Origin of the sequence: Mesorhizobium sp. LMG 17147 (assembly GCF_024297145.1) — a bacterium.
Taxonomy (GTDB): domain Bacteria; phylum Pseudomonadota; class Alphaproteobacteria; order Rhizobiales; family Rhizobiaceae; genus Mesorhizobium.
In genome coordinates this window covers 343,300-359,922 of record NZ_JANCTC010000005.1, presented here as the reverse complement: position 1 = coordinate 359,922, position 16,623 = coordinate 343,300, and the positions used below count along the sequence as shown (strand labels likewise).

The window sequence follows — 16,623 nt, the reverse complement described above, 5'->3', positions numbered from 1 at the left end:
GCAGCCGCGAGAAGGTGTCGTGGCTGGGAGCTGCGTCATAGTCGATCAGCCGCGACAGCGCCTGCTTGCGCTCCTGCGCAAACAGGGCGAACTCCGTCGCATTGCTGGCACCACACAGGCTTGCCGCAATCATCATCACGATCAGGTCGCCAAGCCGATGCGTGGCGTTGGGCGCGCGTGGATCAGGCACCGCGCCAAAGTAGCTCTCAAGGCAGGAAATGGCAGTCGCTCCTTCGCTCAACTGCCTCTCCAAAGAATCCTTTCTCAGCCTAAACTCAACCCCAAAATCGCCATATGCGATTCCCCTGCCCTTGAGGGGGAGATGGGCGCGAAGCGGCCAGAGGGGGTCGGTTCGACCGGGCTCGGCCTCCTGCGGCAGAAGGAAGTCGCGCTTCGTGCGAGGCGACCCCCTCTGTCGCCTTTGGCGACATCTCCCCCTCGAGGGGGGAGATTACTCGCTCACACCGCAATCCTTGGCCTGCCCGACGCCACCGCCACGACATGCGCCTCGATGAACATGCGCTGGCCCTCGACGGTCGAGACGCGGAACTCGCTGGCGATTTCGATCTCGGCGCTGTCGGTGCCGGCATCCTTCGCCCGCCCGGCGGCAATCGCGCGCACATCTTTCTCCGCCGCGGCGATCGCCGCCGCCTCGTCGTTGAAGTCCCGCACGCTTTCGCCTGAGGCGACACGGAACAGCCCTTCCTTGGGCTGGCTGACCCGCGCCTCGGCCGAGACCCGGACCTGGCCGACGACGGCGCCGAGCGCATTCGCGACATCGGTATCCTCCGGCACCACGCATCGATTGCCGACCAACTCGGCCAGCCCGGCATAGTGCAGCGGCGCCGAGGCGCCGAGGCCGATGACCGGACGGTCGAGCGCGACGCTGAGGCGGGCGATGCCTGGATGGGCGTCGACGGCACGCTGGACCAGCGCATGGGCGACGGTCGCCGCGCCATCCAGCCCATCCTCGGCGAAGGCGGTCTCGAGGATGACTTCGGCCGACAGGCGGGTCAGCGCGGTCAGCACCCGTTCCGAGATCGCCTCCGGCGAGGCGGCGATGAACTGGCCGCGGCCGTCACGCCTGCGCGCGAACAGCTCGGCGCCGAGACGCGCCGCGGCCGCATCCCAATTGGCCTGCCTGCCCAGCACATGCGCGGCATCCGACGGCGTGAAGCCTGCGACATGCACCAGCCCGCGCGACACCAGCCGGTTCAGAGTGGCGTTCTGGGCGTTCGAGGTCAGCAATCTGTCGAGAGCCTGCGGCACGGCACCGATCAGTTCGTAAAGCCTGGCTTCGGCACCGGTCAGTCCGGCCGCCAGCCGCTCCGGCACGCCGGTGCGCACCGCCAGGCGGCCATCCATGCGGCCGGGGTTGGGGGCCCGCAGCTGGCGTTCCAGCTCTGATGTAACCGCCTCGCCATGTATCATGCCGGCCAGCGCCAGCGGCACCAGGCGGCGCGGCCCGAGCAGGATTTTCGGGTTGAGCACGCCGTCCTCCAGCGCCACTTCGGAATCGCCGCCCAGCCCAAAGGTGCGCATGGCGACGGCTTCGACCATGGTGCGGAAGCCGCCGACGGTGGCGCCTTCCGGATCGAGCCGCGGCCGGCCCTTGTCGAGCACGGCGACGTCGGTGGTGGTGCCGCCGATGTCGGAGACCACCGCATTGTCGAGGCCGGTCATGTGGCGGGCGCCGACCAGGCTGGCGGCCGGGCCGGACAGGATCGTCTCGATCGGCCGCTGGCGGGCAAAGGCGGCCGAGACCAAAGCGCCGTCGCCGCGCACCACCATCAGCGGGGCGGCAATGTTGCGCGCGGCCAAAAAGCCTTCGGTTGCCGCGACCAGCCGGTCGATCATCGAGATCAGCCTGGCGTTGAGCAAGGTCGTCAGCGCCCGGCGCGGGCCGCCGAGCTTGGCCGAAAGTTCGTGGCTGGCGGTGACCGGCAGGCCGGTCCTGTCGCGGATCAGGTTCCGCGCGCTTAGCTCGTGCCCCGGATTGCGGGTGGCGAAATAGGCGCAGACGGCAAAGCCGGACACCGACTTTTCCAGTTCCGGCAAAGCTGCCTCCAGCCCGGACAGATCGAGCTTTGCCGCATTGCCGTGGACATCGTGGCCGCCGGGGCAGAGCACTACGGGATCGGTGCCAAGCGCCGCCTTCAGCCCGTCGCGGGCGAGATCGCCCTCGGCAAAGCCGATCATCACCAGTGCTACGCGCCCGCCCTGGCCCTCGACCAACGCGTTGGTGGCAAGCGTCGTCGACATCGACACCAGTTTTATCGCAGTCGGGTCGGTGCCGGCTTTTTGCAGCACCGCATCGACCGCGCCCGATATGCCGACGGCGAGATCGTGGCGCGTCGTCAGCGCCTTGGCCTTGGCCAGAACCTTGCCGCTTGGGCCACCCACTTCCGACCACAGCACGGCATCGGTATAGGTGCCGCCGGTGTCGATGCCGAGGAAGAGAGGTGAGGGTTTGGGCCTGGCGGTCATATTTGCGTCCGGAGAATTCGTCTCCGCCCCTTAGCGGATACCGGCCCATCGATAAAGCCGTGATGGCTGGGCCACGGGCGATGATCGTGGTGACGGCCAATCTCCCCCCTCGTGGGGGAGATTGGCAGCTTGGCCGCCTACCCCACAAGAAAGGCTTGTTGGCCAAATAGGGCTACGCTCGGTTGCCCGGCGAGCCTTCGAGCGGCCTGCCGACAGAAGCGGTGGGCCGTTCGCGGCAGAAATACAAGATCGTCAGCATCACCGCGACAAGCAGGATGGCGTAGTAGATCGAGACGCGGGCATAGACCTCCGCCTTTTCCACCGGGAACGTGCGACCCTCGATGGCGGCGCGCGCCACCATCGAGGCAACCAGCGCGTCGCGGGAGAAGATCAGGTTTATTGCGGTCAATGGCAGGACCGAGGCGAACAGCAGGGCATTGCAGAGCTTCGCCTTGAGCTCGAAGCGCAGCAGCATCACGCCACACCAACTGTAAAGGGTGCTGTAGAGCGCAACGGCCGCTGTCTTCAGCGGCGTGTCCTCCACCATGAACAGGAACGGCGCGCCGTCGTCTGGTCCGGTGAGGCGCAGCAGGGCCCAGATCCCGGACAGCACACCCATCGTGCCGAGCAACAGATTGGCCCATTGGCGCTGGCCGGCAGGCTGCTCCGTCTGCGCATAGGACAGCAGCCATTCGCCCAGCGAGACGTTTGCCACCCTTACAAGGCTGAGCAGGATCAGCGAAAGGACCTGCCGGGCCGCCCATGACGCCGGCTGGCCAAGAACGGTCTCGGCAATGCCGAGCTGGTCGGCCAGGACGACGGCCGTGTTTACCCAGGCGTAATCGATACAGAGGCTGAGAAACAGCAAGACATATTTGCGCACTTTGAAATCCCCCAAGCCCGACGACCGCCATTCCGGCATATGCACGCACCGGTAGCAAAGATCTAACATCAACCGGGCGCAGTTGTCGAAGGCCGAGATTGGCGGCGAGCGCTGGGCCGCGACGCCTAATCTCCTTGAGGGGGAGATGTCGTCGAAGGCGACAGAGGGGGTCGGTACGTCCTGACGCGACCCCCAATAGTGGACAGAGGATGCCGGCGCTCCACGCGAGACGACCCCCTCTGTCCTGCCGGACATCTCCCCCACGAGGGGGGAGATTGGCAGCTTTGCCGCCTACCCCACAAACCCCACCTTCTTGTGGCTGCCATCGCAGAACGGCTTGTTGGCGGAATGGCCGCAGCGGCAGAGGAAGGTGCGCGTCGTGCGATCGACCGTGTGGCCGGTGCCGGTGACGATCTCGACATTGCCCTCGAGCTTGAGCGGGCCGTTGGTCGTCGGTGTGACGGTCAGCGGGCCATTGCGCGCCTCCAGCGCCGGCGTGTCCTTCAGCGCCGGCTCGCCCGTGGCGGTGAAGCCTGATTTGGCATGGGCGCCATCGCAGAACGGCTTGTTTTCCGAGGCGCCGCAGCGGCAGAGCGTGGCGCGGTAAAACGTTTCGCCGCCAAGCACGATCTCGGCATGCAGCGCTAGCGGACCGTTTTCCCTTATGCGCACGGTGTTGACCACCGGCGGCTGCTCCTGCGGCCCGCCATCCTTGCGGACATAGGTGATGGCGCCGGACGGGCAGGCTTCGGCGAGCGCCACGATCTTCTCGACGCTGGCCGCCTCGGGGTGGATCCACTGGCCGGGGGCATTGGGCACGAAGACATGGGGATCGCCCAGCACGCAATTGCGCGAATGGATGCAGCGGCGCCCGGAAAAGCCGATATCGATTTTTTCGCCTTCGACCACTGCCATGGGTGCATCTCCTTGCTGAAGGCGTCACGCTATGGCGGCGGCCGGGACGGCGTCAAGCTGCCTGAGAGGCTGGGCGCCTGATCTCCCCCCTTGAGGGGGAGATGTCGCCGAAGGCGACAGAGGGGGTCGGCCCGACTGGGCTCGGCCTGCTACTGCAGGACAGGATGGCGCTCCACGCGCGGCGATCCCTCTGGCCTGCCGGCCATCTCCCCCTCGAGGGGGGAGGTTCGCGCGCTACGGAACCAGATCGATCTCCTCGGTCTCGCCGCCGCTGCAGGTGTAGCAGCAATCGTCGCATTTTTCCGTGTTGCCGGGGCCGACGCCCCAATAGGTGTTTTCGTCGCCGTCGACCCAGGCGCCGTAGCAGATCGATTCGCCGTCATTGCAGGACAGCGGGATCGACTTGGTCTCGCCGTCGTTGAGATAATAATCCTGATTGTTGCCCGGCCAGACATGGTCGCGGTCCTGGCTGTAGAGCTCGACGCGCATGGCGTTCGGATGGCTGTTCTTGATCTCGAAGGTGACATCGCCGGCATGCGCGACAGGCGCAAACAAGGCGGCAAGGCAAAGCGCCGCGGCAGCGCGGCGCACGAAAGCGTAGGACAACATGATGATTCCCCCCGGAATGAAACGGCCTGCCCGGCCGCGAGGGGGAACATGGCATGGCGGCGGGATGGGTGGAAGGGGGTTGCGCCATTTGCGCATCGCGTGGCGCGCGAGGTTGCTAAGCAAGACCCCTCTCCGGTTTGCTTCGCAAACCACCTCTCCCCGGGGCGAGGAATGCCAATCGCCGAAGCCTCACAAGGCTTGGGTTCCTCGCCCCCACAAGGTGGGGGAGAGGTGGCCTGAGAGGAGGCGGTCCGACCGGGCTCAACGTCCGGGCTTCAGCAGCGTCCATATCCAGCCGATAAATGTGAGCACCAGGAACGGATACCCGGCAGCGGGCAGCGGCGTCGAGGTCGGCAGCAACGGCGCACCCCACAGGATCAGGCCTGCCGACACGACAAACAGCAAAGCCGCCACGACAGCGGTAAGCCGCATCCACAGCGCGAAGGTTTTCGGCCCGCTGACCATGATAAGCGCAGCCGCCCAAAGCGAGATACCGCCGACATAGGAGGGTACGCTGGCCTGGAGGCCTGCGGCATTGCCGGCCAGGAGCAGACTCTCGCCGGCGAGAAAGGTCAGAAAGCCGGCCGCCACCCAGTCATTGCCCTGCCGCTGATATTTCATGGTCAGCAGCGCGGCGGCCACGACGAGTGCCACGCCGTCGATCGTCCAGAGCGTTTCGCGAAGCTCGGCGCTCTCTACGAAGGTGCCAGCAAGGCCCAGAGCGCCGCCGATGGCCAGGCCGATCGCGGCGACGATGTCCAGAGTGGAACGCATTGTATTTCCCCCAAGCGCGGTGAGGATACGCCAAAGTGGGATGTTGTTGAAGGATCGGCTGAAAGGACCTTTGGCCCGACACCTGCGCGATTCCTCTAGTGTCGAACGCTCAGCCTAGATGACAGGAAATGGGAATTGGTCACCTAGGCCGGCATGACTCGCGAACAGGCACTCCGGCCTGCAGATATGCAACTGTTATCTGCGGTCCCTGTGACGAAGTGGAAGATTCTTCCACCGGGATTTGAGACGCCAGATGGCTTGACCAAAAGGCTAAGCATTTGCAGCATCATTAGGCCAGCTGCGTTAACTGCAAACGGGAAAACGTTTTCGTTTCGATGGACAAAATGGTCTCGAGGCAGCGATCCTAGCTCGGAGACCTCCGCTCTCCGGACGCTCACAGCCGTCCTCAATCCCCCATCTTCAGCGCCTGGATAAACGCCTCCTGCGGGATATCCACCTTGCCGAACTGACGCATCCGCTTCTTGCCCTCTTTCTGCTTGTCGAGCAGCTTGCGCTTGCGGGAGACGTCGCCGCCGTAGCATTTGGCGGTGACGTCCTTGCGCAGCGCCGAGATGGTCTCGCGGGCGATGACCTTGCCGCCGATCGCGGCCTGGATCGGGATCTTGAACAGATGGTGCGGGATCAGCTCCTTCAGCTTCTCGCACATCTGGCGGCCGCGCTTTTCCGCCGCCGTGCGGTGGACCAGCATCGACAACGCGTCGACCGGCTCCTCATTGACCAGGATCGACATTTTCACCAGGTCGCCCTCGCGATAGTCGGTCAGGTGATAGTCGAAGGAGGCATAGCCCTTGGAGATCGACTTCAGCCGGTCGTAGAAGTCGAAGACCACCTCGTTGAGCGGCAAATCGTAGATCAGCATGGCGCGCTTGCCGACATAGGACAGGTCGGCCTGGATGCCACGCCGGTCCTGGCAGAGTTTCAGGATGCCGCCGAGATAGTCGTCGGGGGTGAGGATGGTGGCGCGGATCCATGGCTCCTCGATGGCCGAGATCTTGACCACGTCGGGCATGTCGGCCGGGTTGTGCAGTTCCTTGACCGTGCCGTCGTTCAACAGCAGGCGGTAGACGACGCTGGGCGCGGTGGCGATAAGGTCGAGGTTGAACTCGCGCTCCAGCCGCTCCTGGATGATTTCAAGATGCAAAAGGCCCAGGAAGCCGCAGCGATAGCCGAAGCCGAGCGCGGCACTGGTTTCCATTTCGAAGGAGAAGGAGGCGTCGTTGAGGCGCAGTTTGCCGACGGCGGCGCGCAGGTCTTCGAAATCGGCGGCGTCGACCGGGAACAGGCCGCAGAACACCACCGGCTGCGCCGGCTTGAAGCCGGGCAGGGCTTGTGCAGTCGGGCGCTTGTCCTCGGTGATGGTGTCGCCGACGCGGGTATCGGCAACCTCCTTGATCGAGCCGGTGAAGAAACCGAACTCGCCGGGGCCGAGCTCGTCGACATTGATGCGGGCGGGCGTGAAGACGCCGGTGCGCTCGACCAGGTACCTGGCGCCGGTGCCCATCATGCGGATGGTCTGGCCCTTCTTCAGCACGCCGTCGATGATGCGCACCAGCACGATGACGCCGAGATAGGCGTCGTACCAGCTATCGACCAGCATCGCCTTCAGCGGAGCCGTGATGTCGCCCTCGCGCGGCGGCGGCAGATCGTTGACGATGGCCTCCAGCACGTCGGGAATGCCCAGCCCGGTCTTGGCCGAGATCAGCACGGCGTTGGAGGCGTCGATGCCGATCACCTCCTCGACCTGCTCGCGGATGCGCTCGGGCTCTGCGGCGGGCAGGTCGACCTTGTTCAGCACCACGACGATCTCGTGGTTGTTGTCGATGGCCTGGTAGACATTGGCCAGCGTCTGCGCCTCGACGCCTTGCGAGGCATCGACGACCAGCAGCGAGCCCTCGCAGGCGGCCAGCGAGCGCGACACTTCATATGCGAAGTCGACATGGCCGGGCGTGTCGATCAGGTTGAGGATATAATCCTCGCCATTGTTGGCGCGGTATTTCAGCCGCACCGTCTGCGCCTTGATGGTGATGCCGCGCTCGCGCTCGATGTCCATCGAGTCCAGCACCTGCTCCTTCATGTCGCGCAGCTCCAGCCCGCCGGTCGACTGGATCAGCCGGTCGGCAAGCGTGGATTTGCCATGGTCGATATGGGCAACGATGGAGAAGTTGCGGATGTTCTTGATCGGCGTGGTCATGCGGCGCGCTTTAGCAGGGGCACGGTATATCGGCAAGCGGCGGGGCGAAGGCGGCGGGACGGCAAAGTCGTTAAACTTTGATCCATGAGATTAGAGCATAGTTTGCGCCCGGCGTGATAGCCCACCGGCCTATCGCCGTTTCGGGGGGATCGGAATGCCGCTGTCAGCACGCAAATTTCTCGGATCGGTGAGCGGCTCGTTCGCGCCGATGCTCGCCATCCTGCTTATCCCGATGGTTGCCGCATTGGGCTTTTCCATCGACTATACCTCGGCGGTTTCAACCAGGGCATCGATGCAGAACGCCCTCGATGCAGCGTCGCTGTCGATCACGACGCTTGCGACGGACACCTCATTGGCGGACCGCCAGGTAAAACTGCAGGAGGTGTACCTGGCCAATGGCGGGCAAGGCACGGCCAAGCTCGACAGCTTCGTCGTCGCCACCGACGGCGCCGCCAGCATCAAGGCTTCGGCCGGCTTTGCCATGCCGACGAATTTCATGCAGATCGCCAGGATCAACACGGTGCAGGTCGGCGTTGCGTCGGCAGTGACAAAGCGGCCGGCGCTGGTGCAAGCTACGTTCAAGGTGACCAAGGTCTCGGGCTGGTGGGGCAAGACAATGACGCTCTACGGCACCAAATTCGGGGACACGGTGGCCAATAAGCTGATGAAGATCACCTACACATACAACGGTTATGGCGATCCGAAAGGCTATGGCACGGCGACCGTCTCCACCATCAACGGAGCGACGATCACTACGGTCCAGCAGCAGGTGTGTACGACCACCACGGTGCTCAGCTTTTATGGGCTGCCCAGCACCACGATCACCCAGACCGCTTCCAACGGCAAGAAATATGCGACCACCTGCGTCAACACCATGTACCCCGCGACCGGTGCCGGCGCGGTGATCGACGTCAGCCAGATGGACCAGCTCTACCTGCAGATGGATGTGCCGTCAGGCAATCCAACGGTGCTCAAATCGAACGATCCGGCAACATCGAATCGCCTCTACGCGGACGGCCTCGAGATCGCCAGTGGCCAAACGGTCGATATCTTTACACTGGTGCCGTGCGGCCAGACCAGCACACAAGCGTGGGAAGACGGGGGATCGTCGGTGCCGACATCTCCGACCATCACCGATTCCAACGCGGACTTTTTCTACACAGTAACCGGCAAGTGCGCCTTCAATCAGCGGGCATCGGAAACGCTGTTGACACAATAGGATGCAGCAGCTGAGTGCGAGGGCATATCGGCCCGCTTAGGCTGCCCGTCCCACCGCCGCCCGGTCACATCGGGTGGCGTGTTGGTTGCGAGCGACCGTCTTCCCTTCGCCCCCTGTGGGAGAAGGCGGCCGAGCGAAGCTCGGTCGGATGAGGGGTGTTCCAGGGAACGCCGACGCCTCATTGCCTCCAGCACCCCTCAACGGTCTCGGCGCTTCGCGCCGATCCACCTTCTCCCACAAAGGGAAGGGAGAGCTGCGAACGATCACGAAGCGGTGATGCTGTAACGAACGGCGCGTCGGCGGCGAAGTGTGGACATGGAACCGCACAGGAGAACAGCGATGACCGGATCGAAACGCAGCACAGCCCTGAAGGGGCTCGCCGCAATACTGTTTTCGGCAACTGTGCTGTCGGCAACCGGCGCGGCCGCCGGCCAGACGCAGACCGTCGTCGAGCTGTTCACCAGCCAGGGCTGCTCGTCCTGCCCGCCGGCCAACGCCAATCTGATCAAGGTCATGGACCGGCCCGGCGTGCTGGCGCTGTCCTTCAACGTCACCTACTGGGACTATCTCGGCTGGAAGGACACATTCGGCAAAGAAGAATTCACGCAGCGCCAGGTCCGCTATGAACCGTCGCTCGGCCGTTCCGGCCCGTTCACGCCGCAAGTGGTGGTCAACGGCAGGGCCGATGCGGTCGGCGCCAGGCCGGGTGAGATCGCGCAGCTGATTTCGAGCGGCGGCCACGCCGACGGACCTTCGCTGTCGCTCGCCGGCGGGATGGTCAGCATCGGCGCCGGTCCGGTTCCCGGCGGCAAGGCCGACGTTTGGCTGGTGCGTTACGGCAAGGGCGTCGTCGAGGTGCCGGTGGCGCGGGGAGAAAACACCGGCCGCACGCTGCCGCACGCCAATGTCGTGCATTCGCTGACCAGGCTGGGCAGTTGGACCGGCGACGCCACCGCGCTGCCGCTGCCGGCGACGACGGGCGGCCTTAGCACGGCGGTGCTGGTGCAGGTGCCGGACGGCGGGCCGATCCTTGCTGCCGCTACGAATTAGAAACCCGCGCGAAATTCCCCCAACGCGCAGCGGCGCCGCCGCATGCCGCCAACCCCTGCCAAACCCTAGGAGATCATCATGACCAATCGTTTGACCAATCGCCCGACCCTGGCGGCACTCGCCTTCGCACTTTGCTCGGCGGCGCTGTTCGCAGGAGGCGCGGCGCGGGCCGAAGATGCGATGAAGCCGGCGATGGCGACAAACGCCATGAAGCCGGCAACGGGCGCCATGAAGCCGGCAACGGACGCAATGAAGCCGGCCGGCGCCATGGCGGCTGACGCGATGGCTACGACCGCGATGAAGGCGACACATCCGATGAAGGCCGACTGCATGAACAAGGCCGACGCCGAGACGGACGCCATGAAGAAGGCGGAGGCGACCAAGGCCTGCGATGCCATGGCTCCGGCCAAATAGGCGATGCGCACAGCAATGTGAGAGCCCGGCGGACCTATCCGTCGTATAATCCACACCACATCATGGGAGATCAGACATGACCGCAGCCGTGAAACGATCGTCGATTTTCGCAAAAGCAGCAGCTGCCGCGCTCATCCTCACGGCCGCCGCCGCCGTATTCTGGCAGACCCCGGCAGTCTCGGCCGAAGACGCGGTGGTGATCCCGCCGCCGGCAATGGACGAGAAGGCCACCGCCGGCACCGAAAAGGCGGTCTTCGCCGGCGGCTGTTTCTGGGGTGTGCAAGGCGTGTTCCAGCACGTCAAGGGCGTCACCAGCGCCGTCTCCGGCTATGCCGGCGGCGACAAGGACACGGCCGTCTATGAAATGGTCGGCACCAGCCGGACGGGCCATGCCGAATCCGTCGAGATCACCTACGAGCCGTCCAAGGTTACTTACGGCCAGCTGCTGCAGGTGTATTTCTCGGTGGCGCACAATCCGACGCAACTGAACTACCAGGGGCCGGACAGCGGCACACAGTACCGTTCGACGATCTTTGCTGAAAACGACACGCAGAAAAAGATCGCCGAAAGCTATATCGCCCAGCTCGACAAGGCCAAGGTGTTTCCTAGGCCGATCGTGACGACGCTGGAGACCGGCAAGAGCTTCTATCCGGCCGAGGACTACCACCAGGACTTTCTCACGCTCAACCCGACCTATCCCTATATCGTCTACAATGATTTGCCCAAGGTCGAGAACCTGAAGCGGCTGTTCCCCAACCTCTACAGCGAAAAGCCGGTGCTGGTGCTGGCCGCCAACAAGAGCTGAGCTTGGGGGGAGGTAATCTCCCCCCTCGAGGGGGAGATGGCCGGCAGGCCAGAGGGGGTCGGTTCGGTTGGCGCGACGCGGCCGGTATGTCGAGGAAAGACGAAGTTGGCGCTCCACGCGCGGCGACCCCCTCTGTCGCCTTCAGCGACATCTCCCCCTCAAGGGGGGAGATTACTAAGTGCCCTTTTTCCAGGGCAGGCTCCAGCGCACTTTCTCCAGCGTCGCCTTTGCCTCGGCCGAGTCCGGGTCGGGCTCTGTCTCGCGATAATGGGCCGAGCCCTCAGGCGGGTAGGCAAGCGTGTTGTTGAGGGCGAATTTGTCGATCTGGCTGAAGTCGGGGAAAGGCAGATTTTGCGCCTCGCGCCAATCGCCGACTCTTTTCTCCGCGGCGATGCGTTTTTCGTCGTCGACCGGAAGGTCGGTGGCTCTGTATTCCAGTGACGAAGGGAAGGCGAACTGCGCGCCGGCATCATCCATGATGTTGATCATGGACAACAGGATGTCCTCGCGGACGGCTTGAAAATCGGCCACGTCGGCGGTTTTAATATAAGTGAACACGTCGATATCGAGCGAATAGGCGCCGAAGCCGGCAAAGCGCACGCGGCACGGCTCATCGATAACGCGCGGATGGGCAATCAGCAGCTTGCGCAGCTCGGCCAGGACGTAACGCAGCTGATCGGGCGTGGTCTCGTAGCGCAGCTGCAGCGTCGTCGCGAACCGGGTGCGGTCGCGATGGGCGTAGTTCTCGATCTGCATGCCGGCGAAATCCGAGTTCGGCACCGAGATGATGGTGCGGTCGAGGGACCTGATGCGCGTCGAGCGCATGCCGATATGCTCGATCGTGCCGGACTGGTCGCCGAACTTGCAGAAGTCGCCGACGCTTACCGGCCGGTCGGCATAGAGCGTCAGGCCGGAGAGGAAGTTCTGCAACGTCGGCTGCGCGGCCAGCGCCACCGCCAGACCGCCGATGCCGAGACCGGCGATGACGCCTTCGTAGGGGATGGCGAGCACTTCGGCCAACAGCAGGAAGGCGATAACCAGCACGGCGACGCGCGCCACACCGGTGGACAGCGAAATCAGCGTGTCGTGATAGCCGGGCACCTGCCACAGTCCGCGGTAATGGTCGGCGACCTTGCCGATCAGGTGCCAGACCACCGGCACGGCGCCGATCACGATCAGGCTCCAGGCGATTGCCTTGACCGGAGCGGCGACCACTTGCGGCAGACCGAGCGGGCGCAGCGTCAACAGCAGGAAGAAGCCAAGCACGATCGAGCGCACCGCCCATTCGACGATGCGGAAGAAGGCCGGGCTGTCCGTCCTTCGCACAAACAAGGAAATCAGCGCATTGGCGATGAAGCCGAAGACGATGCCGGCCAGTGCGGCAAGGCCGAGCATCCACCATTGCCAGTGCTCCATCGGGCCGGCGCGGGTGAGCAGGCCGGGGCTGATCTCGCGGGCGAGGCCACGGGCGATGAAGAACGGGTCGGTGCTGGCGAAGGCGGCGAATTCCGGCGCCACCGGCACGTCTTCGACGTCGGCGTAGAGCGCGCGGATGTGGGCGAGCGTCTCGGGCGTGAACTGCCAGATCTTGCGCTTGCCGGTGCCGTCGGGGTCGGTCTCGACCGGGCCGATGACGATGTTGCCGGCGGGATGCTCGAAATAGACGAAGGGGGTGTTGCTCTTCGGATCGTCGGGGATCTCCTGCCAATAGACGTAGCCGATGCGGTCGATGACCTTTTTGAGATAGCGCTCGAGCAGGAACGCCTCGTCGCCGCGCACGGCCTGACTGTAGTTGCGCAGGTCGAGCGCCGCCTGGGCCGGGTCGCCGGCTTCGGTGAGGCCGCTCAACAGCACCTTGAACGTGTCGCGCGGCGAGGCGAGCCTGCTCGGATCGTCGACCATGTCGATGGCTTCGCCACGCGCTTCCTGGAATTCGGCGAGCTTTGCCTGGAGCTCGCCAAGTGGCGGCCCGACGATGAACCAGTCGCCATTCTTGCGGCGAAAAGTGACGGCGAAGGAGACCCTGGTGCCGTATTGCGGCAGCGTCGCCGTCACCTCGTCGCCGGCAATCGCGTCATGCGGCAGGCTCCACAGACGGAACGTCGCGTTGTCGATGACGGTGAACAGCAGCTTGGTGTAATCGGGCATGTTGAGGCCGCCGCGGTCGGCCTCGGTGACGTCGACGAGACCCGCCGCCAGACCGGCAAGACCCATGCCGCCGCCGGTGGCGCGCGGCACGTTGTCGGCGCCGCTCTCGTTCATCGTCTGCAGGAACGAGCGCATGGTGCTCATCGGGCTCGACTGGTCGACACGCACGTCCTCGACGGCGCTGACGCGCACACCTGTCCACCATTCGGCGGTGGCGGCATCGAAGCGGCCCATGAAGCTGCCGCCGTCAGGCGATTGGACGAAAGTGAAGGCGCCCTGGCGGTCGCCTTCGAACCAGTGGCCGACAAGCTTGTCGCCTTCGGCCTTTGCCTCGATACGGCCGTTATAAAGCGGGTAGACGCCCTTAACGTCGGCGCCGGTCTGCTCGAACTTGATCTGGGCGCCGCCGCCGCGCCACTTCGTGTCCCACACGCCGGTCCAGTTGGCCGCGTCCTGGGCATGCGCCTGCGGCATGGCCGGCAGCAGGCCGGCAAGCGCGAGTGCGCCGATCAGCGCGACCGTCCGGATCAGCAAAAGCAGCAGCCGATCCTGTCCTGCCGCAAAAAAGGGGGTCATTGCATCGCCCTTCTTGATGCCGGCGAATTCTGCTCGGCCGGCCAGAGAAGGTTATTCCGCTTGAAGATGAATATTCTGTTTCAGGCGGCGACGGCGATGCCGGTCAGTCATAGGTCAGATCCGTCGCCTTGCCGGCGAACACCCGGTAGGCAAAGAACGAATAGAAGATGATGATCGGCAGCACGACGGCCGTGCCGACCAGGATGACAGCCAGGCTTTCGGGTGCCGAAGCAGCCTGCCAGATGGTCAGCCGGTCGGGCACCACGAAGGGGTAGAAAGACCAGGCGAGGCCGGCAAAGCCGAGCGTGAAGATCGCGGCCAATGTCAGGAACGGGAGCAGCGCGTGGCGGTCGCCGGGTTTCGGCAGATGGAAGGTCTGGCGCCACAGCCACAGGAACAGCACTGCCGACAGGATCGGCAGCGGTGACAAATAGAGCATGGCCGGCCAGACGAACCATTTGTCGAAGATGCGCGCGCTGGCAAAGGGCGTGGCCAGCGATACCGCGACCATGCCGAGCGCGGTCAGCACCAGCGTCGTGCGCAGCCACAGCACCGCCTTCTTCTGCAGATCGCCTTCGGTCTTATAGATGACCCAGGCCGCGCCCATCGCCGCGTAGGCCGCGGCAAGGCAGAGCGCCACCAGCGCGCCGAACGCCATGCCGCCAGGGCCGACGTCGAGGCCGAGCACATAGACGCCGAGCATATAACCTTGCGCCAGCGAAGCGATGATCGAGCCGAGGAAGAAGATGCGGTTCCAGCGGTGCTTCCTGCCGGCCGGCACCTTGGCGCGGAAATCGAAGGCGACGCCGCGCAGGATCAAGCCGACCAGCAGCACGAAAACCGGAATGTAGAGCGCGGTCAGGATCGTGCCGTGCGCCAGCGGGAAGGCGACCAGCAGCAGGCCGACCGCCAGCACCAGCCAGGTCTCGTTGGCGTCCCAGAACGGGCCGATGGCGGCGATCATCGTATCCTGTTCGGTGCCTTCGGCTGCGGCGAACAGGATGCCGATGCCGAGATCGAAGCCGTCGAGAATGACGTAGATCAGGATGGCGAAGCCCATCAGCCCGGCGAAGATCAGAGGCAGCAGGGTCGGCCAGTCGAAGCTCATGATGTTTCTCCTGGTTGCGCAACCGGCTGCGACAGCGGCCTGTTCATGACGCCCGGCAGCGGCGAGGTGTCTCCATCCTTCGCCGCCTTCAATGCCAGATGCACCAACACGCTGAGATAGGCGACCAAGAGCAGCACGTAGAGGATGAGGTAGACCGCGAGCGACAGCGCGACATGGCTGCCGGCGACCGGCCCGACAGCATCGGCGGTACGCAGCACGCCGGTGACCAGCCAGGGCTGGCGGCCGATCTCAGTGGTATACCAGCCGGCCAGCGTCGCCAGCCAGCCGGACAGCGCCATCGGCACCATGACGAGCGCCAGCGGCTTGGGCAGGCTGTGGCGGCGCTTGAGGAAGAAGGCCGCCGACCAGGAGACGGCGAGCATAAGGAGGCCTGTGCCGACCATGATGCGAAAGCCCCAGAACACCGGAAATACCGGCGGATGGTTGCCGGCATAATCGTTCAGCCCCGGCACGACGCCGCCGGCGCTGTGCCTGAGGATGAGGCTGGCGCCGTCGGGAATGGTGAGCTCGAACCTGTTCTCGCTCGCCGCTTCATCGGGAAGCGCAAACAGCACCAGCGGCACGTTGGGACCGGTGTTCCAGTTGGCCTCCATGGCGGCGATCTTCTGCGGCTGGTGTTCCAGCGTGTTGAGGCCGTGCTGGTCGCCGGCGAAGATCTGGATCGGGATCAGGATCGCGGCGGTGAAGACGCCGGTGCGCAGCGCCTTCCACATCGATTCCGAACGATCGCCGTAGAGATAGCGCAGCGCCGACAGGCCGGCGATCAGGAACGAGACGGTCAGCCCCGAAGCAAGCAGCATATGGACGAGCCGGTAGGGCATGGACGGGTTGAAGACAACGGCCCACCAGTCGGTGGCGTGCGCTACACCATCGCGCATCTCGAAGCCGGCCGGCGTCTGCATCCACGAATTGAGTGCGATGATCCAGAAGGCGGACAAGGTGGTGCCGCCGGCCACCAGCACCGTCGCCAGCGTATGGACGCGGTTCGAGACGCGGCGGAAGCCGAACAGCATGATGCCGAGGAACGCCGCCTCGAGGAAAAAGGCGGTCAGGATCTCGTAGGCCAGCAGCGGGCCGGCAATGTTGCCGACCGTCTCCATATAGCCCGGCCAGTTGGTGCCGAACTGAAAACTCATGGTGACGCCGGAAACCACGCCCATGGCGAAGGACAGCGCGAATACCTTAACCCAGGTGAAATAAGCGCGCATCCAGGCCGAATCGCCTGTCGCGTTGTAGCGGAGCTTGAAGAACAGCAGCACCCAGCCGAGCGCGATGGTGATCGCCGGGAACAGGATGTGGAACGAAATGTTCGCGCCGAACTGAATGCGCGACAGAATGAGCGGGTCCATGGCGGCTCCGGCTGCTGCTTGTTTGTACAAGGATAGGCTTCATGCGCGGGACG

At 64.6% G+C, this 16,623-nt stretch carries 14 protein-coding genes; 4 read left to right on the top strand and 10 right to left on the bottom strand.

What is annotated here, in order from left to right:
• The 7 genes from NMG46_RS13155 to lepA all read right to left on the bottom strand — a co-directional run.
• Positions 1-241, bottom strand: a 241-nt coding sequence (locus NMG46_RS13155) for a transposase family protein (RefSeq protein WP_254818053.1), incomplete at its 3' end; no start/stop codon positions are given.
• 218 nt (positions 242-459) lie between these two features.
• The gene (locus NMG46_RS13150; protein ID WP_254818052.1) at positions 460-2,487 is read right to left on the bottom strand and encodes a hydantoinase/oxoprolinase family protein; all 2,028 of its coding nucleotides are present in this window, start codon (positions 2,485-2,487) and stop codon (positions 460-462) included.
• Positions 2,488-2,659: 172 nt separating this feature from the next.
• Positions 2,660-3,370: a hypothetical protein gene (locus tag NMG46_RS13145; protein ID WP_254818051.1), complete on the bottom strand. Its 711-nt coding sequence runs from the start codon at positions 3,368-3,370 to the stop codon at positions 2,660-2,662.
• Between the two features lie 291 nt (positions 3,371-3,661).
• On the bottom strand, positions 3,662-4,285 hold the full coding sequence (locus NMG46_RS13140; RefSeq protein ID WP_254818050.1) for a CDGSH iron-sulfur domain-containing protein: 624 nt from the start codon (positions 4,283-4,285) through the stop codon (positions 3,662-3,664).
• A 234-nt stretch (positions 4,286-4,519) separates the two neighbouring features.
• Positions 4,520-4,891, bottom strand: a complete 372-nt coding sequence (locus NMG46_RS13135) for a hypothetical protein (protein ID WP_254818083.1) — start codon at positions 4,889-4,891, stop codon at positions 4,520-4,522.
• 264 nt (positions 4,892-5,155) lie between these two features.
• Positions 5,156-5,668: a hypothetical protein gene (locus NMG46_RS13130; protein WP_254818049.1), complete on the bottom strand. Its 513-nt coding sequence runs from the start codon at positions 5,666-5,668 to the stop codon at positions 5,156-5,158.
• 406 nt (positions 5,669-6,074) lie between these two features.
• On the bottom strand, positions 6,075-7,880 hold the full coding sequence (gene lepA / locus NMG46_RS13125; RefSeq protein ID WP_254818048.1) for a translation elongation factor 4: 1,806 nt from the start codon (positions 7,878-7,880) through the stop codon (positions 6,075-6,077).
• Positions 7,881-8,034: 154 nt separating this feature from the next.
• Here lepA and NMG46_RS13120 point away from each other — a divergent pair, with 154 nt between their 5' ends.
• The 4 genes from NMG46_RS13120 to msrA all read left to right on the top strand — a co-directional run bounded on the left by NMG46_RS13120 (position 8,035) and on the right by msrA (position 11,368).
• Complete coding sequence (locus tag NMG46_RS13120; RefSeq protein WP_254818047.1) at positions 8,035-9,099, top strand: TadE/TadG family type IV pilus assembly protein; 1,065 nt, start codon at positions 8,035-8,037, stop codon at positions 9,097-9,099.
• A 339-nt stretch (positions 9,100-9,438) separates the two neighbouring features.
• Complete coding sequence (locus NMG46_RS13115; RefSeq protein ID WP_254818046.1) at positions 9,439-10,149, top strand: thioredoxin family protein; 711 nt, start codon at positions 9,439-9,441, stop codon at positions 10,147-10,149.
• Positions 10,150-10,227: 78 nt separating this feature from the next.
• Positions 10,228-10,563, top strand: a complete 336-nt coding sequence (locus tag NMG46_RS13110; protein WP_254818045.1) for a hypothetical protein — start codon at positions 10,228-10,230, stop codon at positions 10,561-10,563.
• Between the two features lie 76 nt (positions 10,564-10,639).
• On the top strand, positions 10,640-11,368 hold the full coding sequence (gene msrA / locus NMG46_RS13105) for a peptide-methionine (S)-S-oxide reductase MsrA (RefSeq protein WP_254818044.1): 729 nt from the start codon (positions 10,640-10,642) through the stop codon (positions 11,366-11,368).
• A 174-nt stretch (positions 11,369-11,542) separates the two neighbouring features.
• On the opposite strand, the gene NMG46_RS13100 is transcribed toward msrA, so the two are convergent.
• The 3 genes from NMG46_RS13100 to NMG46_RS13090 all read right to left on the bottom strand — a co-directional run bounded on the left by NMG46_RS13100 (position 11,543) and on the right by NMG46_RS13090 (position 16,570).
• On the bottom strand, positions 11,543-14,092 hold the full coding sequence (locus NMG46_RS13100) for a mechanosensitive ion channel family protein (RefSeq protein WP_254818043.1): 2,550 nt from the start codon (positions 14,090-14,092) through the stop codon (positions 11,543-11,545).
• 103 nt (positions 14,093-14,195) lie between these two features.
• A complete protein-coding gene (locus NMG46_RS13095) occupies positions 14,196-15,200 on the bottom strand; it encodes a cytochrome d ubiquinol oxidase subunit II (protein WP_254818042.1) in 1,005 nt (334 codons plus the stop codon).
• Positions 15,197-16,570, bottom strand: coding sequence for a cytochrome ubiquinol oxidase subunit I (locus tag NMG46_RS13090; RefSeq protein WP_254818041.1), 1,374 nt, complete (start codon positions 16,568-16,570; stop codon positions 15,197-15,199). Before NMG46_RS13090 ends, NMG46_RS13095 begins: the two co-directional genes overlap by 4 nt.
• Positions 16,571-16,623 lie beyond the last annotated feature (53 nt).

Coding starts and splice junctions, on each gene's coding strand:
- NMG46_RS13150 (WP_254818052.1), bottom strand. CDS start 2,487: ATGACCGCCAGGCCCAAACCCTCACCTCTCTTCCTCGGCATCGACACC.
- NMG46_RS13140 (WP_254818050.1), bottom strand. CDS start 4,285: ATGGCAGTGGTCGAAGGCGAAAAAATCGATATCGGCTTTTCCGGGCGC.
- NMG46_RS13130 (WP_254818049.1), bottom strand. CDS start 5,668: ATGCGTTCCACTCTGGACATCGTCGCCGCGATCGGCCTGGCCATCGGC.
- lepA (WP_254818048.1), bottom strand. CDS start 7,880: ATGACCACGCCGATCAAGAACATCCGCAACTTCTCCATCGTTGCCCAT.
- NMG46_RS13120 (WP_254818047.1), top strand. CDS start 8,035: ATGCCGCTGTCAGCACGCAAATTTCTCGGATCGGTGAGCGGCTCGTTC.
- NMG46_RS13115 (WP_254818046.1), top strand. CDS start 9,439: ATGACCGGATCGAAACGCAGCACAGCCCTGAAGGGGCTCGCCGCAATA.
- NMG46_RS13110 (WP_254818045.1), top strand. CDS start 10,228: ATGACCAATCGTTTGACCAATCGCCCGACCCTGGCGGCACTCGCCTTC.
- msrA (WP_254818044.1), top strand. CDS start 10,640: ATGACCGCAGCCGTGAAACGATCGTCGATTTTCGCAAAAGCAGCAGCT.
- NMG46_RS13100 (WP_254818043.1), bottom strand. CDS start 14,092: ATGACCCCCTTTTTTGCGGCAGGACAGGATCGGCTGCTGCTTTTGCTG.
- NMG46_RS13095 (WP_254818042.1), bottom strand. CDS start 15,200: ATGAGCTTCGACTGGCCGACCCTGCTGCCTCTGATCTTCGCCGGGCTG.
- NMG46_RS13090 (WP_254818041.1), bottom strand. CDS start 16,570: ATGGACCCGCTCATTCTGTCGCGCATTCAGTTCGGCGCGAACATTTCG.